Source organism: Pedobacter riviphilus, assembly GCF_014692875.1.
In the GTDB taxonomy this organism is placed as follows: Bacteria; Bacteroidota; Bacteroidia; order Sphingobacteriales; family Sphingobacteriaceae; genus Pedobacter; species Pedobacter riviphilus.
The window spans coordinates 3,166,208-3,190,467 of sequence record NZ_CP061171.1 but is presented as its reverse complement, the minus strand read 5'-3'; the positions used below and the strand labels follow the sequence as shown (position 1 = coordinate 3,190,467).

Here is a 24,260-nt window from a genome sequence, read left to right as displayed (position 1 = left end):
GATAGCTATCCCTTGAAAAAGGGATAAATATTATTAATGTACTTCATGATGGATTAGGCTATATCGCTTATTTTAGCGATAATACCAATCTGCAGCCTATACAGATTAATGTTACTACAGGCCAGGTGAATGGATATTACAATCCCTTAACCGATACCAACGACCAGTGGACACAGATGTTGCTTAACGGTGTGTACCCGAAGTTAGATATAAAAGGAACCTATGCTAACCTAAATCTACACAAAAATATACTGATCAGTAATTCGGCATCTGGAGGAAAAGAGCTGGTTACGGCCTACGATACCATTGTACACAATGAGTATATTTTAAACGGCCTTACAAAATATAACAAAGTGCCTAAAAACCATATGTTTCTAAGGTCTATAACCGGAGATGGAAACCCCAACGCGGGAGGCGACGGTGTAAATTATCCTATAGGTGTTGGCGGAAGTGGCGCTAACCTGGCAAGTGCTACAGGGGTTTTTAAAGATCCATGGGGAATTGCCCATGAGTTTGGTCATAATAACCAGGTTAGACCGGGAGCGAAATGGATAGGCATGACCGAGGTAACAAACAATGTTAATTCGGCATGGATACAATATCGCTTTAGTACCAATTATGCAAATACGACAAGACTTGAAAAAGGTAACGATGTACCTAAGGCAGGCGCTGCCAGTGTATATGGTGGCCGGTACGGATCGTTGTTTGATAATTGCCTGATACAGAAAAAACACATGGAGGCACAGGGTGACGTATTTGTGCGATTGGTGCCTTTATGGCAATTGGAAGTATATTATCAGCTTGCTGGTGCAAGTAAAAATCTACCTACCATGCAACAGCGATTATCAGGTACACCAGCCCCAGTTGGGCAGCCAGATGTGGCTTTCTGGTATGGCGATGTGCTGGAGAAAATGCGCACCACCAGCCAGACAGGTCTAAGTGAAGGTCAGTTATTACTCAATTTTGTAAGTGCTACCTGCGATGCCGTTCAAGAGGATCTGACCGATTTCTTTGTTAAAAGCGGTTATCTATTGCCAATTGACTTGGATATAGACGATTATTCTATTAAGCGGTTAACCATTACACAAGCACAGATAGATGCGCTAATTGCAAGTATACAGGCTAAAGGATATCCTAAACCAGTATCTCCGGTATTAAATTACATATCGGCAAATACGATAAACACCTTTAAAAACCGTACGCCATTGGCAACAACTGCAGTTGCAACGGTTGGTGTAACCGTTAATACCAACACATTAAAAATTGACAATTCGAAATGGGCCAATGCAGTAGCTTTTGAGACCTATAACCAAAAGGTACTTACCGATGTGGCTATTTATGGGGCTGGAGAAGCAACCACAGCAAACGCAACTACAACAGTTCAATATGGGGCAGGTTCTACCAGTGTTTATGCTATTGGATATGATGGTACGAGAAAATTGGTTTACCCAGCTGTAGATGTAGCTAATGCACTCCCAACAGCTGCGATTACATCACCAGCCAATAATGCTGTAATTACAGCGGGTACTGATGTTGCCATTAACGTAAATGCTGCTGATACCGATGGAACTATTGCTAAGGTAGAATTCTATCAGGGAAGCACACTTTTAGGTCAGTCAACCACTGCACCTTATAGTTTTACCTGGACTAATCCTGCTGTAGGAAATTACAAGCTTACTGCTAAGGCCACCGATAATAACGGAGGAATAATGGTATCCGACACGGTTAAGCTAACAATAAATGCCTTACCAACCGTGGCCATTAGTTCACCGGCAAACAATGCTGTGTTTACCGCTGGTACAAACGTTACTATCGATGCGAATGCTACTGATACTGACGGAACAATCAGCTCAGTGGAGTTCTATCAGGGCAATACGCTTTTAGGTCAGTCAACCACTGCGCCTTATAGCTTTACCTGGAATAATCCTACTTCGGGAACTTATGCCCTTACCGCTAAGGTAACCGATAATAACGGAGGAACAACCTTATCAGATACCATTAAGGTCATCATCAATACCTTACCTACGGTGGCGATCAGTTCACCTGCAAACAATGCTGTATTTACAGCAGGTACCAACGTTACTATCGATGCGAATGCTACTGATACTGATGGAACAATCAGCTCAGTAGAGTTTTATCAGGGCAATACGCTTTTAGGTCAGTCAACCACTGCGCCTTATAGCTTTACCTGGAATAATCCTGCTTCCGGAACCTATGCACTTACCGCTAAGGTAACCGATAATAACGGAGGAACAACCTTATCAGATACCATTAAGGTCATCATCAATACCTTACCTACGGTGGCGATCAGTTCACCTGCAAACAATGCTGTATTTACAGCAGGTACCAACGTTACTATCGAGGCCGGCGCTGCCGATGCCGATGGAACAATTGCTAAAGTAGAGTTCTATCAGGGCAACACGCTTTTAGGCCAGTCAACCAGTTCGCCTTATAGCTTTACCTGGAATGCCCCTGCCACAGGAACTTACGCGCTTACAGCTAAAGCAACTGATAATAACGGAGGAACAACACTATCAGATACCATTAAGGTTATCATCAATACCTTACCTACGGTGGCGATCAGCTCACCTGCAAACAATGCTGTATATACTGCAGGTACTAATATAGTGGTAAATGCCAATGCGGCCGATGCCGATGGAACAATTACCAAAGTGGAATTTTATCAGGGCAACACGCTTTTAGGTCAGTCAACTACTGCTCCTTACAGCTTTACCTGGAATGCTCCTGCTACAGGAACTTACACGCTTACGGCTAAAGCCACTGATAATTATGGTGGAACAACAGTTTCAGATATCGTTAAGGTTACCGTTAATACGCTGCCAACAGTAGCCCTCAGCTCACCTGCAAACAATGCTGTATATACTGCAGGTACTAATATAGTGGTAAACGCCAATGCTGCCGATGCCGATGGAACAATTACCAAAGTGGAATTTTATAAGGGTAACACGCTTATAGGCCAGTCAACCACTGCGCCTTATAGCTTTACCTGGAATGCTCCTGCTACAGGAACTTACACGCTTACGGCTAAAGCCACTGATAATAATGGTGGGGTAACAGTTTCAGATACCGTTAAGGTTACCATCAACACCTTGCCAACTGTGGCCATCAGTTCGCCAATAGATCTTGCCGTATTTACCGCAGGTACAAACCTTAGCATAAATGCCAATGCTACCGATGCCGACGGGACAGTAAGTAAAGTTGAGTTTTATCAGGGTAATACACTTTTAGGTCAGTCAACTACTGCTCCTTACAGCTTTACCTGGACAAATCTTCAGGTAGGAAACTATGCGCTTACCGCAAAGGTAACCGATAATAATGGCGGAACAGCCTTATCTGCTGTTGTAAATGTTACGGTTAGCGCTGCACCAACAGTAGCGATAAACGCTCCGCTAAACAATGCTACATTTACCTCAAATTCAAATATTACCCTTAATGCCAGTACTACCGGAACGATTACCAAAGTCGAATTCTATCAGGGAACAGTATTACTGGGGCAATCTACAACCACACCGTATAACATTGTTTGGAACAATGTTTCTCCTGGAACGTATACACTCACCGCAAAAGCAACTGATAATTTAGGCAGAGTGGCTGTATCTTCAGCCGTTAATGTGAAGGTAAACCTGCCACAGGCTTTAACCGTTAATCCGGTGGCTGATGCATTTGTGCGTGATGGGATTTTTGCAAACACAAATTATGGAAACTCAAAAAGCCTGGACGTAAGTAGCGATAATTGGTCTTTTTTAAGAGAATCTTATTTGCGTTTCGATTATAGCTCATTTTCTGGTTCAGCTGTAAACAGTGCAAAGATCAGGATATATGCTTCTCATATAGATGTTAATCCATCCAGAATGATATCGGTATATGGTCTGTCTAATACCACCTGGGGAGAGGGCACCATTACCTGGAATAACAGGCCATCTGAAAACGGTACACTACTTGGTACTTATACCGTTAAAAATACAGGCCGTGCCTGGTATGAACTTGATGTAACAGCATATATTAATAGCCAGCTTGCTTTAGGCAAAAAAATAGTTTCCTTAAGATTGATCAATCAGGGAACGAAAGGATTTGGTAACCTGGTAGGCTTTAATTCGCGTGAGGCGGCCAGCTACAAGCCCGAACTATTATTAAATCAGGAAGCGGCTGCAGTGAATTATGAAGAGCTGCCGTTAAATACCAATAACGGCAACCACATCGGATCATTGCTAGCATTAAAAGTTAGTGCGTGGCCAAATCCAAGTACAACCGGGTTTAAAGTGCAGGTAGAAAGTCCAAGTAACGAAGCATTACAATATAGGGTATACAATATTGCCCAACAATTGGTTAAAGAAGCTAAAATAGCAGCTACAGAACAACTAACCTTTGGTGCAGAACTCCCTACTGGTGTATATCTGGTAGAAGTGCGACAAGGCACAGAAAGAAGGGTTGTAAAAGTAATTAAGTTATAGCCATTTAATTTTTAAGATTAATGAAAAAGAGAGTGCCTAAAAAGCACTCTCTTTTTTTATGCGGTCATTTTTAATGTTAGAGAGCTATCACTCTTTTAAAGGTCTGCTCATTTGAAGAACTTGTCTTTAACATGGCTAGATCGGTCGTTATCTGTTTTGATTAACAGAAGTTTGTTATAATAAAGTATAGGCCTTTAGGTTTTTACACTGAAAATGGCCTAAAAAGCGTTAAAAAGCCTTAAAATTTAAGTTTTTCACACTATTCCTTTAAAATTTTCCTCATATAATATTCAGTTGATTAAACAATTTTACATACCGGCAGATAACGCGAATTGTACATTACATACATCTTAAATAAACAATAAATGATAGGATGCTATTAATCAGATCATTAAAATCAATCATTAAATGCAGAAACAAATAATTCTATTCCTCTTGGTTCTTTTCGCTTTCGGAAAGGTAAATGCGCAGAAAAAACAGCTGCTGGCAAGTGAGATCATTAGCCAGATGAAAAAGGTTGCCGATTGGCAATGGACAAATTTAGAAACGGCCGGGTGGAAAAACCCGAAAAAAGACTGGACCAGTGGCGCCATGTATGCTGGAATGATGGCATGGGGGCGCCTGGCCGATAACGATAGTTATTATAAAAAGCTGATTCAGGTGGGTGAAGATAACAAGTGGGAAACAGGAAGATACCGGTATTTCGCAGACGATTATTGCGTTGGTCAGCTTTATTCGCAGTTATATACCATTTATAAAAGACCCGAATATATCCGGAAGTTTAAAGCCCTGGCCGATACCATTGTTTCTTTACCACATTCAGAAAGCCTGGAATGGAAAAATGGTATTTATACACGAGAGTGGGCCTGGTGCGATGCCTTGTTTATGGGGCCACCGGCACTGGCTTATTTAAGCCAGGCAACCGGAGATGCCAGATACCTGGATAAATCAATCCAATTATGGTGGAAATCTACGGCCTATTTATACGATAAGGATGAGCATCTTTTTTACCGCGATAGCCGTTACTTCGACAAAAAGGAAAAAAATGGAACAAAAGTATTCTGGAGCAGGGGGAATGGATGGGTAATGGGAGGCTTAGTGCGCCTCTTATCGGTAACACCCGAAAATCACCCCGAGCGTAAGAAATTAGTGAAATTATTTAAGAGCATGGCTGAGCGGTTAGCGTCGCTGCAACAGGCAGATGGAAGCTGGCATGCCAGTTTGCTCGATCCCGAAAGTTATGCTTCAAAAGAAACCAGCGGTACCGGATTTATCTGTTATGCAATGGCCTGGGGCGTAAATAACGGGCTCATCCCTTACAAAAAATATAATGGGGTAATTTCTAAAGCATGGGATGCGCTTAGCTCTTCTGTTCATCCTGATGGCAAACTGGGTTTTGTGCAGGCACAAGGCGCAGCACCAGATAAGGTTGGATATGACGATACAGATGTTTACGGTGTTGGTGCCTTTTTATTGGCAGGGAGTGAGCTGTTCCGTTTAAACCTGGCAAATCATGATAGAAACATTATTGCCGAGGCATACAATGGATCTTCAACCAGTAATAATCAGACCATAAAAATTGCATGGCCGCAAATTATAAAAAAGGTTAAAGTAAAAAATCCCGAACAATTAATAGCAAGAAACGCTGCTAGTGGCCAAATTGTGCCTTTAGGTGTTAATTATAAAGATGAAAAAATAACCGAGGTATATCTTAATGAGGATCTTACCGCCGGAGCCAGTAAATTTTTCGAAATCAGCATCAAATAAAATGATAAAATTAACCATGAACAATTTTAAATATGCCTTTTTAATAGGTTTTGTATTTTTAACCACAAGTGCAGTTACCCATGCACAAACTGGAAAGAAGAAGAAAGTAAATGCAATAACAAGTGGTGCACAAGACAGGGCATTCTGGGTAAAAACTTTATACAAAATTGCCTATCCCGTTATTCATAATCTGGCCGGCAATACATTGAAAAAAAATATGGCTACCGAGGTGGCGCCACACTACTATAACAATGTAAGGGAGGTGGGGTATACAGAAGCTTTAGGCCGTACCTTTGCTGGTATAGCCCCTTGGTTAAGCCTGCCAGATGATGAGACCGAAGAGGGAAAGCTAAGGGCAAAGTTTAAAGCAGAAACCATTCAGGCTTTAAGCAATGCTGTTGATCCATTAAGTGCTGATTATATCAATTTCAGAACAGATGCACAGCCCATTGTAGATGCCGCATATGTAGTACAGGGCTTTTTGCGTGCGCCCAATCTTTGGAAAGCACTAAACGAAACCACCCAAAAAAGATACATAGCCGAAATTAAATCGTTAAGAAACAGAACTGGCGCTTATAACAACTGGCTCTTATTTACAGCAATAGAAGAAGCATGGCTGTTAAGCGTTGGTGAAGACTATGAACCATACCGCACCATGACCGCCATTAACAAACTAAACGAATGGTACGTTGGAGATGGTTGGTATTCTGATGGCTCGAGCTTCAGTACCGATTATTACAATTCTTATGTTATCCATCCGATGATGATAGACATTCTGAAGGTAATGGTAGCCAAGAAAAAGATGGGCGAGCTACAGTTAACCAAGGCCACTGAGCGGGCTGCACGTTATGCCCAGATTACCGAACGCATGATTTCTTCAACAGGAGAATATCCGCCGCTGGGAAGAAGTGTAACTTACCGTACTGCTGCTTTTCAAACCCTTGGGCAGATTGCGCTGGATGGAAAACTACCGAAAGAATTAAGCCCGGCACAGGTGCGTTGTGCGCTGACCAAAGTATTCGAAAATATGTATGCGGGTAACCAGAATTTTGATGAACAGGGTTGGTTGGTTTTAGGGTTTAATGGCCACCAGCCAGAAATTGCCGATCCATACACCTGTACAGGCAGCCTTTATATGGCAACATTGGGTTTTTTACCTTTAGGCCTGCCTGCTGATAATGTGTTTTGGACAGCAACGGCCGCCCCCTGGACCGCTCAAAAAGCCTGGACAGGTAATGCTTTCTTAAAAGATCACTCAGCAGGTAAATAATTAAATGAAAATAAATTAATTTTAATTGTATGCGAGCTTGTTTTGCAATTATCTGTTAAAAGAGGCTGTATTATAAATATAGTTGTCATCTTGAGCCTGTCGATGAGCCTGTTTAAATGTTGAGAAAAACTTTATACTATATGATGCATCGGCAAGCTCAATGTGACAAATTCGATTGGAAATAAAATTTATGATACAGCCTCACTTTTGCCAAATTACAGGGCAATGAAGAGTAATCAGGTTCACGGTTAAAAAGAACATGCCGTCATCAACGTGCATTTAATACGCTAAGGCTTCATCAACTAATTTCTTCAACTCTATATAATATTCATGTCTGCCTTTGTTATTAAGGTAAAAAGCCATCAAAAAACCAGCAGATTTTTTTTGATTATCAATCCAGGGGAAACTGCCAAATAGGCCCGGGCTGGTTACTGAATTGCTTGGTTTGCCGGCTGTACTGTTTTCCATTACCCATTCTCCATAACCATAACCAAAATTCCCTGCCTCAGTGGGTGCGTAAGCTTTGTTAACCTCTGCGTTTACCCGGTTAATTTGCATTTGGTTTACGCTATTTTCTGATAGAATTCTTTTGCCATTAAACAGGCCTTTATTCACAATCATGATGAGGAAATTCATGTAATCGTTTGGTGTACTGCTTGCTCCACCAGCAGGCAATGCAACTTTACCTTTCCCAAAATCGGTATTTTTCATATCTAAAGGCTGAGCAATCCTTTCCGAAAATAAGGTTTCGAAACTTTTGCCGCTAATTTTTTCAATTACTGCCCCAGCTATTTGTAATCCAGTATTGCTGTATCGAAAAACCTTTCCATGTTCGCCCTCCATAGGCAAATCAGCAATCATTTGGATGGCCTCATCCATGCTGTTGGTTTGGCGCATATCGCTTAAACTCTCTTTTAAACCAGGCGAATTTATGCCGGTCATATGTGATAAACATTCGCTAATGGTAATATTTCCTTTGCCCGATTTAGACAACACCGGAAGGTATTTTCCTACCGTATCGCTAAGTTTCAGCTTGTGCTCATCAACAAAAGTCATAACCAGAGCAGCGCTGAGCCATTTACTGCAACTGGCAATTTGTTGCCTCGTTGTAGCCGTGTAATCGCTGAAATCGGCAGTGTTACCTTGTCTCTTCGCTAAGATTTTTCCTACCACTTTCTGTTTTGCAGAAAGCTTGCTTACTCCTTTGCTGTAAACAATTTTCCCGTCTTTATAGAGTACCAGGTAAACTCTACCGCCCATCACATCGGCGTGGTCCTGGAGCCAGTTATCGATTTTAGAAAAATTTTGTGCGCTTAAATTTCCGCAATAAAATAAAATCGAAATAATAAAAATCAACTTCTTCATCTGTTTAATTACAATTTCCAATTCTGGGGTTAACAATATTGCCGCACTGAAATTCGTAACGGCTTTGCGCATACTTCGGCACAGGATTATCACTCACTTCCAGTGTTGGCAAGGTTTCATTTTTATAGCCCGGCATGGTTATTTGTTCAGCCGAACCATTTCCTAAAGCAACGTTTTTGGCAGCCTGGTTACCATTAAAACTATAATCCATCATGGCATCGAGCAAACGGTAAATGCCATAATAATCATAGGCATCAAACGCTGTTCGGGTATTTGGCATGGTGTGTTCTGTGTGGTAAGTATAACCTGCAATTGTGGCCGATTTGATATAGATAAAATCTTTTTCTGCATTTGAAATACTGATGTTTTTGAATACATCTATCGCTAAGCGATGGTCGTTAACAGTATCTTCATCATAAACTTGGGCAATCATTTTTGTATTGGCCGGAAAATTCTGAAGTTGCGCGTTGGTAATCTGATAGCTGTACCAAGGTGCCATAGTGAAAAGAAAACGAGCATTTTGTCCCCAGCCATAATCGGTAAAGGCTTTATAAGCAAGGGCAATTGAGGCACCTCCGCCAAAAGAATGCCCCATAAAACCTACACGGGTTTTATCGATAAGATTTGGATAATCTGTTGCGGCTTTTAAAAATCCTGCCCAAAGTGTGTTATATCTATCATCAATGCTTACTCCAGTTGTTGGGTAAGGAACAAAAACAACTACAAATCCCTTTTTTGCAATGAACTCGAAAAGGCCTCTAGCATAATTTTTATCTTCTCCTCCATAAGGATGTGAATAGAAAATGGTTCCCCTTGGGGTGGTAATTCCGGCAGGGTAAAAGATGGTTACATTGGTTCCGGAATAGGTGGGGTTTGCAAAATTAATCTCTGCAACCTTAAAGTTTCCATCTGCTCCGTAACCGGAAACCGGACGGGAAATAGGACCATCTAAATCATCATCTACCGGTTCGGTTGATGGCGAATCTCCGCCTTTAGAACAACCTGATAAAACGAGTAGTAAAAAGCAAAATCTGAGTAACTTTTTCATGTTAAATTTTATCTTTTAGCTTACCTTTTAACTCTTCTTGAAACTTCTCATACTGCTTATATTGGCTAGCCGTAAACACCTTTTTTAACTCCTCATCTTTAGCTTTCTGTAAAGACATTGCTTGCTTAAACCGGCTTATTTTACTATCGCTGCTTTTTATAATTGGCTCGAACTTTTTAGCATAGTTTAAGTTTATTCCTTCAATTTTACTTTGCTGTTCAGCATTGAGATTGAGTTTGCTTTTCATCATTTCTGTTTGAAATTTAGCACGCTCTTCGGGTGTTTTATTCTTGAAATTATTCTCTTTGTTTTGGGAAAACGCTGAGCTTGAGCCGCATATTAATAACACCGATATAGCGGCAAAGCGATTTATAATTTTAGGGACTTTCATGATTGGGTTTCTACTGATTTAAAAATATGAAAATTGCATAAGATTAGTGATGAACAACCACTACTCTCCTCCTGAAAACAGGTTTTACCACCACAACCGGTGCGGGTTTTACTACAACAACGCTGGCAACAGGTTTTACAAGTATCGGGCGATGATGCACTATAATTTTTTTGGCCGGTGTATACACAGCTATTTTTCTTTGGGCATTTGCAAGTAATACACTTGAAAACGCAATACCGATAATTAAAATAAATTTTTTCATGATGTGTTTTTTATTAAATAGACAAATTAATTTAGTGCATGTTCTTGCTTTTCGGTTGAAACAGAAAGATGTGGGGTTGAACTGTTATTTAGTGGACTTGAACTTTTCGGTTTAAACCAGTTGATAAAACCTTGAGCCACCAGGCGGAATGGATTATAACTTAAAAAGCCTGTTGTTAAACCGTAACGTACTTTTTCTGTTTCAGGTTGATAAGTAGCAAATAGTTTATCCCAGATAATAAATACCCCACCAAAATTTTTATCGATGTAAATCGGGTTGCTCCCGTGATGAACACGATGGGATGACGGCGTATCCATCACCTGCTCAATCAGGCCCAATTTTCCAACTGCTTCCGTGTGTAGAAAAAATTGGTAAGAGAGATTAAGCGCATAAGAAATCACAATAAAATCGGTAGGTAAACCAAATAATGCAGCCGGGATAAAAAACAAGGGGCTAACAATTGCAGAAAACCAGTTAAGACGATATGCTGCGGTTAAATTCATGTGCATGGCCGAATGATGAATTAAATGAAATGCCCAAAGTGGTTTCCAAACATGCGAAATGCGATGAAACCAATAATAAATAAAATCTGCGGTGATAAACGTTAGCCCGAAAACAAAGGCATTATGCGGCAGTTTTATTGGTGCCAGGTTTGCAAAGAAGCCCAGGATCGTTAACTGATAACCTGCAAATATGAATTTTGAAAACTGAAAGCCTGCAAAAATAAGGAGGTTAGCAAAAGTTTCCTTAACATTATAAGCTTCTTTTTCTTTCTTCCAGCTCCAGATAATTTCGGCAACAATTAATACAAAAAGGAATAACAGGATGTATACGCGATATTGACCAATGTGGTTTTTCATTTTCATTTAAATTAAATACTGACTTGTTAAGACAGGATAAAGTTGAATAAAAATGAATTTTGCTGTGGCCTAAAAACAGGTGAAGCTGAAAAACAAAGGGGCGAAATGATTTAAGTGTTCATCCATCTTTTAAACTCGGGTACCCGGGCTTTGCTAATCAAAATTTGCGTTTCTGCAATTGGTTTTACTTTAACCAACAATCTTCCGTTGAAATAAAATTCAACTTCAGTTATCGCCTGACGATTGATGATAAACTGGCGGTTAGCCCGGAAAAAAGAATCTGGCTCAAGCTGCTGTTCCAGCTGTTCTATGGTAAAATCCATCACGTATTGCCTATCATCCATTGTTCTGACATAAACAATTTCATTAGCGGTATAAAACCACGAAATTTTAGCCGTTTCTACGGGTATCAATTTATCACGGTAGTGAATAAGAAAAGACTTTTTATAAGATTTAGAGCGGTTTCCAATCTGTGCCAATAAATCTGCAAACACTGGCAATACCTGTGGTTCAACACTACCAATCCATCTTTTGTACTTGTTTACGGCATTGGCAATTTCTTCCTCGTCAAAAGGTTTTAAGATGTAGTCGATACCATTATTTTTGAAAGCCGCGATGGCGTAATCGTTATATGCGGTTACAAAAATTACAGGCTTATCAATGTTGATCTGTTTGAAGATATCGAATGACAATCCATCGGCAAGTCTGATATCCATAAAAATTAAATCGTAGGTGCTTTCGTTGGCGGTAAACCAGTTAATGGCCTCTTCAACCGAACTTAATGTTGAGACAACATCAATATCATGCGCTATTTCTCCTAATAAATGAATGAGGTTCCTCGCGGTAACAGCTTCATCTTCTATAACAACAGTACGGATGGTCTTCATGCTTTTAAAGGGATTTTTACCAGAAATTCTTTTTGGCTTTTGCTTATCTCGATCTCTTTTTTTACCATAATCTTAAAGCGTTCGTTCAAATTTGCAAGTCCCATTCCGTTGCTGCTTTCAGGCCGCGGAATTTCGTTGAGATTATTGCTAAGAACAAGGAAATCACCATATATATAAAGTTTTACATTTAAGGGTTTTGTAAAAGTTGCAGCATTGTGTTTTACGGCATTTTCTAACAAAGGTTGCAAAGTTAAATGGGGTAATTTATAATTCAATACTTCATCCGGAATATTGATTTCCATTTTAAAAGCATTTTCTAAACGCATGGTAACGAGCTGGGCAAATGCCTTTAACATCTTTAATTCATCATCAAGTGTTACCAGATTATTTTTGGAGGGATTTAAAGCGTAGCGAAAAACGGTAGATAGATCGCGGACATATTTTTGCGCCAGGGCCGGATTCTCCCTTATCACACCCGAAAGGCTACTTAAAGAATTAAACAAAAAATGTGGGTTCATCTGCTCTTTCAAAAGCTCCAGTTCTGTTTGCATATAAGCCACTTTGAGCTGCTCGTTTTCTACTTCCTTGTTTTTTGCAGCGCGGACAAGCAAGATAATTTTAATCAGAATACCAGTTAAAATACTACTTAAAAATAACCGCACGAAGTTGCCCACTATGTAAATCCTCGGCAATTGCGCCGATAAAAATAATTTGTTTTGAAGCACACCTCCCAAAAAAACAGCAAAAAGGAATATTAATACATTTAAAGCAACATACAGGCCAGTTTTATGTCTTTCACGGTAAATGTAAAGCTTTGAAGATGGGGTCAGGTTTAAATGGAATATTAATCCGCAGAAAAACAGATTGAACAAAAACTGGTACAGCAGTTCAAAGGGATTAAAATGCCAGTATTGCGCAACAATTCCTTTCTCGCGTAACGCCAGCAGCTTCGGTGTATTAACCAATAAGGCTATCAACAGCGAACTGTACCAGGAAATTCGACGCTCATTTTTATCCATCGTTTAAACATATGAAAAAAATACATCAAACTGTTTTTAACCAGGGTGAAGCTGACAGATTCAGGGGCCAGTTGACCAAAATATGCTTGTCCTTATTGTGTTCTGCCATGGCAAAGGTTCAGGGTATCGGTCAATATCAATAAGTGAAGTACCATGCCGTTGCTAGTCTAAGGCATAATTCACCATAACGGCCTCTCTAAGGTATCTACAGGAGATGCTTTTTTTTTTGAAAATGAGCGGGTGCTGTTCCTGTCCATCGTTTAAAGGCACGTATAAATGCGCTTACTTCATTGTAACCAAGCATGGTCGCTATTTCTTTTATCTGAAGCGAATCATCTTTCAAATACATTAAAGCAAGGTTTTTACGGGCTTCATCAGCCAGCTGCTGAAAATTGATCTCCTCATTTTTTAATTTACGCTGGAGCGTGCGCGGGCTGAGATTAAAATTACCGGCAATATCTTCGAGGGTAACCATTTTTAGGTAGGAGTTAGAGCGTATGTAATTGTAGATACGCTTTTTTAATGCCCGGTCAGTTACATGCGTATTTTGACAAAGGCCTTCTTCCAAAAGCAAAACCTGCTGATGTTCGTGTTTTGATCTTATAATTCTTTCATCCCAATAGGCAATATCAAATGAAATTTGGGTGGTTTTTGCATTTTCATCCGGCCTGCAGCGCAAAACGCGCTCATATTCACCAGGGTTATCCAGCAATCTGGCGAAGCTGACCGAACTTGGGTACAGTTTCTTAAACAGTAACCCGTCAAGTTCGTGTATAACCAGAACCATCAAAAGGTCAACGGCTTGTATTTCGGCTGTATGCTGGGCCCAATCCCCGCTGGCCGGTACAAATGTTATCGAAAAATGATGGTCATCCCTAAAAATGCTAAGTTCTATCGATGCCGAGATGATATGGGCCAGGGGAGCAGCATTAGTTACCGCTTCACCCACTGTTCTGCTTGTTTTTATTATTTCTCCAACAATTCCCAATGCCTGTATCTGTAAAGATTCACCTAAATGAAGACCAAACAAGTTATCTCTACTTATAGCCACGGCATTAAACCAAACATCATCAATCTGTTTAGCCGTAAGTGGCTTTTTTAATACGGTGAGTTCATCTAAGGTGATGTTTGAGGCACGTAGAAGTTTTTCTGCCGATATGTCTCTTTGAACTGCGTAACCAATTAGCCTTAATACGAAATTTTTAACCTGGTCTTCCATAATAGATAAATACGTAAAGCTAAAATATCAATATCGTAGAGAATAAAAATAATTTGGCGGAAAAAGATAATTCAATGTCGTGTAATGGTAATCTTAACTCCGGTTCAACCTGCGAACTTTGGGTCAGAAACTAATAAAAAAAATATGATGGAAAATCAGTCAAAACAAACAGTGATAGAATTTTTGACTTCGGTCAAAGCGATCGATCTTGAAAAAATTGGCCAACTGTTATCTCCAGGGGTAAACTGGTCGCAGCCCGGCAACAACGAAATCTCTGGCCTAAAGCGTTCACAGCAAGAGGTATTCGGAATGGTAGGTAAAATGTTCGAGCTTTCTGGTAACACATTACAGTTAGATGCTTATCATTCTATTAGCTTAAATGGCAACCGGGTGGCATGTCTGTTACACTGGATAGCAGAGAAACCCTCTGGAGAAAAACTCGACGTTTACAATATCGATATTTACACCGTTGAGAATGGTAAAATATGTAATGTAGAGATTTTTTCTGCCGACCAGGTGCAGGAGGATGGCTTCTGGAAAAATTAAATCACTTAAATGCCGGACAGACTATTTCGTACTGTCCGGCCTATGATGTTGTAATACTAAAATATATGAAAGCAACTGAATCTTACCGTCCCCTCGATGTAGTATTGCGCTATTATGCTGCACTGGGTGAACGTAACATCGAAAAGATAATGGAAATGTTTCCGGAAGAGCTTGATTGGTATGTTCCCGGAGACGAAACAATCGCGCCCTGGTTGGGAACCCGAAAAACCGGTAATCAGGTTCGGGAATTTTTTGAACTGCTATGGCAAAATACAGCAGCCATTTCTGCATCGATTGATCATATCGCTGTTGTTGGAAATGTAGTAATTAGTTCGGGAAATTTTGTAACGCGGATGGTAAAAACAGCGAAAGTTTATAAATCGCTATTTTTTACAGAGATAACCGTTGTTGATGGGTTGATTGTTAAATACAGGCTATTGGAAGATACTTTTGGTTTGGTAAGGGCTTTAGATATTTCCGGCATCTCCCGTGCCTGAAGCATGCCGCCCCGTCTCTTATAAACAGCAAACTACGGAATGGATTTTGAGCCTGCAGAAACTTTCCCGTAGGGATAAAAATATGGCTCAATCCCGTTACCTTTACAAAATAGGTAGAATAAACTTATTGGTGTAGATTATAAGTCAAATGCAGTTTGAACCGGGTAAAAAGCTAATGCCATTTCTCAGGCATTATTTATTATTAGATGCCAATGAGGTGGGTGGCATAACCTATCGTTTGTTTTCTGATGGGCAACCGGGCATCGTTATTCCGCTGACCGAGAATATGCTGATCAGCACTAGTGATTATCTATTTGGGCAACAATTGCCATCAATGTTTATCTATGGCCAAATGTCTGTTTATAGAGATCTTAAAATTCAGGGTCAAATGGCTTTGTTGGTTGTTGTATTGCGTCCATTTGCACTCCATTTGTTATTTGGGATGCCTGCCGATGAGCTAAATGATGGCATATTTCTTCCCACTGATCTCTTCGGGCCTGATGTAATCCCGTTTGAACGAAAGATGGCTAAAAGTAAAAACCTTCACGAAGTAATAAACACCCTCGAAAGTTTTCTCCTTGAACGTTTCCAAAAGAGCAGCGGTTTAAACCATGATCTACTTTTAAGCCTTGAACTCATCAACAGGCATCAGGGGCTTATCAAAATGGAAAACTTGTTAAAAGAACTACAAGTGAGTGAACGGCAACTGGAAAGGCACTATCGTAGGCAGATTGGTGTTTCACCCAAAAAGTTCATGAATATAATCCGGTTCCAGCACTTTTTAAAAATCTTCAGCGCGCTTTCTCCAGCGCGCAAACTAACTGCTGCGGTTTATCAAGCGGGTTATTATGACCAAGCTCACCTCCATAACTATTTCAAAACAATGACAGGTATTACACCCATGGAGTACCAATTAAAAGTAAATAAACTGGCCATTAATTTTATGCAGTTTTAGGAACAGATGTTTATTTCCAGCCCTATCGCTTTTTAGTCATATGTATACGCTTGTCGGAATTTTCCAATCATTGTTGCCGGCCAGGGAATAATTTTGTGTGATGAAAAAAATAAAAATAGCTACTGCACAGTTTGAAAACAGAAGTGGCGATAAGGAATATAATCTTAAAATGATTGAGCAGCTTGCCGAGCAGGCTGCAAAGGCCGGTGCTGATGTTATCAGTTTCCATGAATGTTCCATTACAGGTTATACCTTTGCCAGGCACCTGAGCTACGCGCAAATGTTAGCGCTTAGCGAGCGCATACCAAACGGACCAAGCGTAGCTGCGCTGGTAGGATTTGCAAAGAAATATGGAATTGTTATTCTTGCAGGCCTGTTTGAGAAAGATGAAAATGATGAAATCTATAAGGCATATGTATGTGTAGATGGTAATGGCTTAATCGCCAGTCACCGTAAGTTACACCCATTTATTAACCCCTATATCAAACCAGGCGCTGCCTATACCGTATTTGAATTGCTAGGCTGGAAATGTGGAATTTTAATTTGCTACGATAACAACATTATCGAGAATGTAAGAGCAACAAGGCTTTTAGGCGCACAGGTAATTTTTATGCCACATGTAACCATGTGTACACCATCAAGCAGGCCCGGAGCGGGCTTTGTTGATGCCAGCCTGTGGAAGGATAAAAATGCGAACGCCCGGTTACTGAAAGAAGAATTTAATGGCGATAAAGGCCGGAAATGGTTAATGAAGTGGTTGCCCGCAAGAGCATACGATAATGCTGTTTATGCCGTTTTTTCAAATCCTATCGGAATGGACGACGATCAGTTAAAAAATGGTTGTTCGATGATTTTAGATCCCTTTGGCGAGGTAATAGCAGAATGCACGTCTTTAGATGATGAAACTGCAATTGCAGAACTAGATCCCCAAAAACTTACCGATGCGGGCGGCTCAAGATACATCATGGCCAGAAAACCGGCACTATATGCCGCTATTATAGGTAAAAACCATAAAAGTGAGCATAAAGTTTCATGGCTAAAATAAATCGTATTATAGGTAAATATGGTTGGCTAAGTCAGTTAATTTGGTCAAAGAAGTGATGATCTGGGGCGAGAATTACCCGGTTAGGAATCTAAAGCAGTACTTAAAAGAGCTGCTTTTTTGTTTTATGTTATTTTCAAATCCTTAAAACCGACTTAAATACGGTTCATTAAGTTTTTGAACAAATTGGAACATCATTTATTGATTTTGTAAAGATTCATGCTTCAGAATTTTATCGGCAAAAAAAGGGGCTGTCCGAAAAGGTCGAACAGCTCCTTTTGTATTCGGGTACCTGGTGGTACAATAAAAATTGCTAAAGGTGACTGTAAGTTATTGAGTGAACTTTTCTATCAATAAAGCTAGGTAAAGAATTCTAAAATCAAAGTTGCGATTGGAAAGACGTCAAGACTCTGCTGTAAATCATATCATTCACAATATAATTGATTGCTACTTTGGTAATAGCGTGCTACTATTGTGCAGCAATCCCATTTATGCTCAAAATGAATATTGGGGTGCAGTCAGACAGGAGCAAGCAAAACAATGTGCCCACCCCTTACATTCTCTCTCTCACTTATCATTTTATTGCTAAAAAATATAGTTGGCAGTGTTTTTTGATGTTTTATTTAAATTGTCATGTAATTACTTGACGTTTAGCTTTTTTTTATTTACATTTACGTAATAAAAAATAAAACCAGTAAGGTAAAATTAAGAGTCTTGCAACCTCAAATCTCACGCCGTTGGAGCAGGACAGCAGATTTTATCCCATTTCTTATAGCGGAATTGCTATTTTTAGCTTTCCAAAATAAGATTGGGCTTCTGCTGTAATTCCATTTCAACGTAAGGCGTGAGAAACATTATGAGGTTATGGTTTGGGAAGCCCACTTTTTCTCTCTCCGCCAGGACTCATAACATACGATTACGATTATGAGCAAACAAAAAATAAATTCGATTAACTGGTTGATGCTGCCCGATGCGACTACGCTCCAGTATTTTGTTTTAATGGTTTGCCATTTTCAAGCATTTCTATATCAGTCCTTATTGACTTGTCCGTTTGACCGGCTTTATGCCTTGAAGCCAAAGAATCCTGAATAGTTTTTTTTGGATGGGGCAGGTTGGCCTTTATGGTCGAAAATAAAATAGGTTCTTAATAATGATGGCCTGCCTCATTTTTTGTTTGCTTGGGGCTTGGGCGCTGGTTTATTGGGGCGTTGTTTGCTCATCCTTTCTCGTTTTTTTGTGTTTGAAAAAATAAACGGCTTTGCCGTAACGGGATTTGTACGCCTGGATTTTTAGGCCAGGGAGGGAGTTTTTCTGCCGCTTAGCCTCTTCCACAATTGGGTACTTTGGGCGACTGCCTTTGATCAATTTTTAGTTTAGAATTTTTAACTCTGCATATATGAAGACCGATAGTAGTTATTTGCCGCTTTTTTTTCTCTGTTGGGCTTTTTTGTATAGCTCATTGGCGGTATGGAGCATTTGGCCTGTAGGTGGTAGCAGGCAAAGACTGGTTATTAAAAATAAGTATGGGTCCGGGCAGGTACAGCGGAAAATAGGCGGAGTGAAACCAGGCCCTGATGATTTGACGTGTTTCTGTTGTATTGATGGCAATGTGAGCTTGGTTACAAATTCTGAGATTAATTTTATTTCACCTTCGCTCCAAAACCCTATCAAAAATATTATTAAAGGTCCAGAATAAGGCTACCTTGGCAGCTAAGATTTTTTCGATCACTGCTGAAATCCAGTTGCCAAATGTTACTGTAAAGTATTCAAACTTTGCTTTTGCTTTAATCAACTGACACTTTTCTCTAACCATCAATTTATGACTTTATCTGATTATAATCCTGGAAGCCCTTCTTTGAAAACAGCTCAACAGGTGCTGGAATTATTTTATGATCACTATAGCGTCGATAAAATAAAGCTGGTTTTGCTGGAGGTGTTTCAGGGGTATGCGCTGAATGATAAAGCTGGTTTTCTGGATTTGGATATCAGTGAGCAGGAGGTTAGTGAGGTGTTTGATGGCCTGATCGAACTGATTGTGGCGGTGCAGACACTGATGGAGGAGGGTAAGGTTGAGGGAGTGAAGATTTGAGTTAGCCTTTACTTTCAATTTCTAATTTTTTTACGTTTAAATCAATCAAAATGAAGCTTAAAATATGCTTCCTGCTATTGTTATGCCCATTTTTTTGGGTGTATGGGCAGGATAAAAATATAGCTGTTACCAGTGTGGCTGCGTCTGCGGGTCATCGGGGGATTTCTATCGGTCAGCAGGTGCCGGATGTACTGATAAGGAATGTTTCCGGTCTTCATGGGGCAGGTCAGAATTTGGCAGTCTTCCCGCTTTCTGCTTTTAAGGGCAAACTGCTCATCCTGGATTTCTGGGCCACCTGGTGTTCGCCCTGTATCGCCAGTTTCCCGAAAATGAAAATGCTGCAACAGAAATATCAGAACGATCTGCAGGTGATCCTGGTGAATAACGAACCTGTAGCCAGGGCAACCACGTTCTTGTTAAAAAGGAAAAACGAACATGGCGAAGCTTTTACTGCCGTTGTAGCAGATACGCTGCTAAATAAAATTTTTCCGCACCGTACCGTACCCCATTATGTATGGATCGGCAGGGATGGGAAAGTGCTGGCCATAACAGGTGAGGAAGAACTGGAGGAGGCGAAACTGTTGCAGGCTATGGCGGGAGAGAGTGGTACTTTCGTTAATAAAAAGAACATCGATCCGGCGCTGCCTTTATTCAGTTCGGCAGATTTTCCTACTGAAGGCCTGGTTCGGTACAGCCTGTTAATTAAGGGCCGGGTATCGGGCCTGGCCAGCGGTACACAGTTTCGAAAGGCTAAAACTTCTGGCTTGCTGCTGGGGCGTGCCTTTACCAATACCGATTTTTTCAGCCTTTACGGTACAATTGGCAGGGTGCTGCAGCGCGCACTGGGCCAGCGCTTTTCTGATAAACAGATCAGGTATGTAGGCGCCGATTCATCGGGTTTCTTGCGCGATAGTTACAATTATGAGTTTGTAGTACCCGAACGGTTATCGGGCAAATTATACCCCATGATGCTGGATGACCTGAATACCTACTCGCCTTATACGGCTACTTTTAAAACCGAAAAAAACAAGGTCCTGGTGCTGGAGCGTTACGTTACCGCACGTACTGCTTTAAACAATGGTGGTGTCGAAAATCTGGATAAAGGCGCTGGCCAGCAAGGGGTATTGAACTTAAAAAATGTTCCGGTTGAAGCACTTGTCGATCATTTAGAAAACCTGGACTGGAACAGTGTGCCAATCATCAACAAAACTGGGACCAACGAACGTATATCCATCAGCATCCCTTTAATGGGTAACCTGCAGGAGGTAAATGCTGGGCTTCAGTTGTACGGGCTGCGCCTGCAGCCAGCGAAGAAAAAAATGACCATGATGGTGATCAGCGATCAGGCAAACCAAACAATTAAACAATTAAAATGAGGAATATACATATACTAATCTTATTGATCGGGCTCTGCCCGATAATAGCCTTTGGGCAGGAAGGCTTTAGCGGCAAAATTTTAAGTGCTGCCGATAGTATTGCCGTTCCGGCAAATATCGAGCTGACAGGGGCTGATGGGCTGGTACGTAAAACCCAAACGGATGCCAAGGGTATGTTTTCAGTTAGTCTGCCTGTTGGTACTTACCGTTTTCTGGCCAGTGCGGTGGGTTTTAAAACCTATGGTACTACAGTAAATATCCCCTTAACAAAGGCATTTATGGTCAGGCTACTGCCGGCCGATAACCAGCTGAGCGATGTAACAGTAAGCACGGGCTACCAGGTATTGGACAGAACGCGGGCCACTGGATCGTTTGATAAACTGGATAAGGCGAGGCTGGACCAGCAGGTGGGGAAAAACATACTCGATAGGTTAGAGGCCATTGGCAACGGGCTTACCTATGACAGGAGTACCTCGGCTACGGGCAAGTTTTCTATCCGTGGTACCAGCACCATCCGTGGGCCTAGGGACCCGCTGATTGTGCTTGATGATTTTCCATATGCCGGTGATCTGGCCAATATCAACCCTGAAGACGTGGAGAGCATAACCATTTTAAAGGATGCCGCGGCAGCTTCCATTTGGGGCACCCGCGCCGGAAATGGTGTGATTGTAATTACCACCAAAAAAGGCAAAAGGAATGCGCCGTTTTCGGTAAGCTTTTCAGCCAGTTTGGCTTTTGTGCAAAAGCCTGATCTGCGGTACGAGCAGCGCATTTCATCAGCCGATGCATTGGATGTGGAGCAGTTTTTATATGGTAAGGGCTATTATACCAGCCTGATCAATTCTACCCAGAAACCTGCTTTAACCCCTTTTGTTGAGCTGCTGATTTTGAATGCCTCGGGCAAGCTGTCTGATGCTGATCTGGCACTGGCCAAGGCAGGCTTTGCCGCGCACGATGTTTATGATGATTTTGACCGGTATGTGTACAAAAGCGGGGTTAACCAGCAATACGTGCTCTCGCTATCGGGCGGGAGTGAAAAGCATTCCTGGCTGGTTTCTTCAGGCTATAACAGAAACATAGATAACCTGGATGGTGTTAATGCAAGGCAGAACCTGAGACTGAGCAACAGTTTTACGTTGTTGCGCAACCTGAATTTAAATACGGTGTTCAGTTATACGGGTGGTAAGGTTACAGCAGGGCAGCCTGGCATTGGCGGGATATTGAGTACATCTACACTCTATCCTTATGCTGCTTTTGCCGATGCCAATGGAAACCCTTTGTCTATTACCAAGAATTACAGGGCTACCTATCTTGCCTCGCCAGCGGTAGCGCAACTGTTAGATTGGTCGTATTATCCGCTGTTAGATCCTCAATACACCGATAATGTAACCAGGCTTACGGATCTGATGGCCAATTTCGACCTTAATTATAAACTGCCGCTGGGTTTTAAGGCATCGCTTAAATACAATATTGAAGAGCAGCGGACCACCAGGGAAATTTTGCAGCAGATGGGAAGTTATTACACCCGGAACCTGATTAACAGTTTTGCGCAGGTAGGTGCTGGTGGGGTAGTAAGTTATCCTGTTCCATTAGGTGCCATCCTGGACAGGAACGAGGGGCGGCTGAGATCGGAACAGTACAGGGGGCAGCTTGATTTTAACCGGGCATGGGCTTCGCACCGGCTTGATGGTTTAGTTGGGGTAGAGTGGAGGAAGGCACAATCAACAGGGGTATCGGGCAGGATGTATGGTTTGGATACCGACAAGCTCAACACAGGGCAGGTTGATTATACCCGCACTTTTCCCAACTCGGTTACCGGAAGTGCAGCCTATATTCCTGATGGTAACGGCCTGAGCCAATCGGCCAATAATTATTTTTCGCAGTTTGTAAACCTGGCTTATACCTTTCGGGATGCCTATACGCTTTCGGCCAGTGCCAGGGCTGATGCCTCTAACCTTTTTGGTGTCGCGACAAACGATAAATGGAAACCGCTATGGTCGGTAGGCCTGGCCTGGGATATTTCAAGGATGCCTTTTTTTAAATTTGGTTTTGTAGACCAGCTGAAAGTAAGGTCTACTCTGGGTTTCAGTGGCAATGCCGATCCATCCATGAGCGGGGTGAATACCATCCGTTATCAGGTAAATTCGCCTTATACGCAATCGCCCTATGCCATTTTTGACAAATATGCCAACCCCGATCTGAGGTGGGAATCGGTAAGGATGCTGAATGTGGGCCTGGATTTTATTATGCTGAAAGGGAGGCTTTCGGGCAGTGTGGAGTATTACAGGAAACATGCTTCTGATCTGTTCGGGGTGTACCCGATTGATTATACCACCGGAGTAGGAACCACGGTATTACGCAATGTTGCCGAAATAAAAGGGAACGGTTTCGATCTGCAACTGAATGCAAGAATCCTTCAGGGCGATTTTACCTGGAGTTCCACGCTTAACCTTTCGGTGTACAGGGATAAAGTAGCGAAGTATTACCTGCCATCGGTACAGGGGAGCAATTTTTTGCAGTCTAATGCCACGGTATCGGGTGTAGAGGGCTTGCCGGTATACTCCATTTTCTCTTACCGCTGGGCGGGCCTTGATGGGGCAACGGGCGACCCGTTGGGCTTTTTGAACGGCCAGCCGAGCAAGGCATACAGCAGTATCATCAGCAGTACCAAACTTGCTGACCTGGTATTTTACGGGTCTGCGCTGCCACGTTATTTCGGTAATATGGTAAACGATTTTGGCTTTAAAGGCTTTACCCTTTCAGTAGCGCTCAGCTTTAAGTTTGATTATTATTTCAGGCGTAAGGGTATTGATTATACCAGTCTGTTTGCCAGCGGTAGTGGGCATGCCGATTTTAGTAACCGTTGGAAAGCCCCGGGCGATGAGGCTTTTACCCAGGTACCCTCAATGCCCTATCCGGTTTCCAGCAGCAGGGAATCGTTCTACCGCTCTGCTGAAGTACTGATTGATAGGGGCGACCATATCCGCATTCAGTACATCAACCTTGATTATGCTTTCGATAAGTCCCTTGCAAAAAAGATCGGTTTAAAAACATTAAACGTATTTGCCAACCTGGCCAACGCCGGTATAATTTACAGGGCGAACAAACATCACCTCGACCCTGAATATGTAACCAGTAGCTTTAACTTACCCCCGGGGCAGACCATTGCTTTCGGCTTAAGGGCAGGCCTTTAAA

The 24,260-nt window shown here is 41.5% G+C and carries 18 protein-coding genes; 10 read left to right on the top strand and 8 right to left on the bottom strand.

Annotated elements, in window-relative coordinates:
* Positions 1-125 precede the first annotated feature (125 nt).
* The 3 genes from H9N25_RS13070 (at position 126) to H9N25_RS13060 (ending at position 7,509) form a co-directional block, all read left to right on the top strand.
* Positions 126-4,472: an Ig-like domain-containing protein gene (locus tag H9N25_RS13070; protein WP_190326172.1), complete on the top strand. Its 4,347-nt coding sequence runs from the start codon at positions 126-128 to the stop codon at positions 4,470-4,472.
* A 408-nt stretch (positions 4,473-4,880) separates the two neighbouring features.
* A complete protein-coding gene (locus tag H9N25_RS13065) occupies positions 4,881-6,239 on the top strand; it encodes a glycoside hydrolase family 88/105 protein (RefSeq protein WP_190326171.1) in 1,359 nt (452 codons plus the stop codon).
* 16 nt (positions 6,240-6,255) lie between these two features.
* Entirely contained in the window at positions 6,256-7,509 is a 1,254-nt protein-coding gene (locus H9N25_RS13060; protein ID WP_190326170.1) for a DUF2264 domain-containing protein, read from the top strand.
* 279 nt (positions 7,510-7,788) lie between these two features.
* Here the strand turns inward: H9N25_RS13060 and H9N25_RS13055 are convergent, their stop codons facing one another.
* The 8 genes from H9N25_RS13055 to H9N25_RS13020 form a co-directional block, all read right to left on the bottom strand.
* Complete coding sequence (locus tag H9N25_RS13055; protein WP_190326169.1) at positions 7,789-8,874, bottom strand: serine hydrolase domain-containing protein; 1,086 nt, start codon at positions 8,872-8,874, stop codon at positions 7,789-7,791.
* Positions 8,875-8,878: 4 nt separating this feature from the next.
* Positions 8,879-9,922, bottom strand: a complete 1,044-nt coding sequence (locus H9N25_RS13050; protein ID WP_190326168.1) for an alpha/beta hydrolase family protein — start codon at positions 9,920-9,922, stop codon at positions 8,879-8,881.
* A gap of 1 nt (position 9,923) precedes the next feature.
* A complete protein-coding gene (locus H9N25_RS13045; protein ID WP_190326167.1) occupies positions 9,924-10,313 on the bottom strand; it encodes a hypothetical protein in 390 nt (129 codons plus the stop codon).
* A gap of 43 nt (positions 10,314-10,356) precedes the next feature.
* The gene (locus H9N25_RS13040; protein ID WP_190326166.1) at positions 10,357-10,575 is read right to left on the bottom strand and encodes a hypothetical protein; all 219 of its coding nucleotides are present in this window, start codon (positions 10,573-10,575) and stop codon (positions 10,357-10,359) included.
* 26 nt (positions 10,576-10,601) lie between these two features.
* Complete coding sequence (locus H9N25_RS13035; RefSeq protein WP_190326165.1) at positions 10,602-11,435, bottom strand: sterol desaturase family protein; 834 nt, start codon at positions 11,433-11,435, stop codon at positions 10,602-10,604.
* A gap of 110 nt (positions 11,436-11,545) precedes the next feature.
* Positions 11,546-12,322, bottom strand: coding sequence for a LytR/AlgR family response regulator transcription factor (locus H9N25_RS13030; RefSeq protein WP_190326164.1), 777 nt, complete (start codon positions 12,320-12,322; stop codon positions 11,546-11,548).
* Positions 12,319-13,341 (bottom strand): sensor histidine kinase, encoded by a 1,023-nt coding sequence (locus H9N25_RS13025; protein ID WP_190326163.1) that lies wholly within the window; start codon positions 13,339-13,341, stop codon positions 12,319-12,321. Before H9N25_RS13025 ends, H9N25_RS13030 begins: the two co-directional genes overlap by 4 nt.
* A 205-nt stretch (positions 13,342-13,546) precedes the next feature.
* Positions 13,547-14,560 carry a helix-turn-helix transcriptional regulator gene (locus tag H9N25_RS13020; RefSeq protein ID WP_190326162.1) on the bottom strand — a complete coding sequence of 338 codons (1,014 nt, stop codon included), beginning with the start codon at positions 14,558-14,560 and terminating at the stop codon, positions 13,547-13,549.
* 144 nt (positions 14,561-14,704) lie between these two features.
* Here H9N25_RS13020 and H9N25_RS13015 point away from each other — a divergent pair, with 144 nt between their 5' ends.
* From H9N25_RS13015 to H9N25_RS12985, 7 genes are all read left to right on the top strand, one after another.
* Entirely contained in the window at positions 14,705-15,106 is a 402-nt protein-coding gene (locus tag H9N25_RS13015) for a nuclear transport factor 2 family protein (protein ID WP_223833373.1), read from the top strand.
* 65 nt (positions 15,107-15,171) lie between these two features.
* Positions 15,172-15,603 carry a nuclear transport factor 2 family protein gene (locus H9N25_RS13010; protein WP_190326161.1) on the top strand — a complete coding sequence of 144 codons (432 nt, stop codon included), beginning with the start codon at positions 15,172-15,174 and terminating at the stop codon, positions 15,601-15,603.
* Between the two features lie 148 nt (positions 15,604-15,751).
* Positions 15,752-16,558, top strand: a complete 807-nt coding sequence (locus H9N25_RS13005; RefSeq protein ID WP_330221035.1) for a helix-turn-helix domain-containing protein — start codon at positions 15,752-15,754, stop codon at positions 16,556-16,558.
* A 100-nt stretch (positions 16,559-16,658) separates the two neighbouring features.
* Positions 16,659-17,603 carry a nitrilase family protein gene (locus H9N25_RS13000; protein WP_190326159.1) on the top strand — a complete coding sequence of 315 codons (945 nt, stop codon included), beginning with the start codon at positions 16,659-16,661 and terminating at the stop codon, positions 17,601-17,603.
* 1,816 nt (positions 17,604-19,419) lie between these two features.
* On the top strand, positions 19,420-19,689 hold the full coding sequence (locus tag H9N25_RS12995) for a hypothetical protein (protein ID WP_190326158.1): 270 nt from the start codon (positions 19,420-19,422) through the stop codon (positions 19,687-19,689).
* Positions 19,690-19,739: 50 nt separating this feature from the next.
* Positions 19,740-21,065 (top strand): TlpA family protein disulfide reductase, encoded by a 1,326-nt coding sequence (locus tag H9N25_RS12990; protein ID WP_190326157.1) that lies wholly within the window; start codon positions 19,740-19,742, stop codon positions 21,063-21,065.
* Positions 21,062-24,259: a SusC/RagA family TonB-linked outer membrane protein gene (locus tag H9N25_RS12985; protein ID WP_190326156.1), complete on the top strand. Its 3,198-nt coding sequence runs from the start codon at positions 21,062-21,064 to the stop codon at positions 24,257-24,259. Before H9N25_RS12990 ends, H9N25_RS12985 begins: the two co-directional genes overlap by 4 nt.
* Position 24,260: the final 1 nt, after the last annotated feature.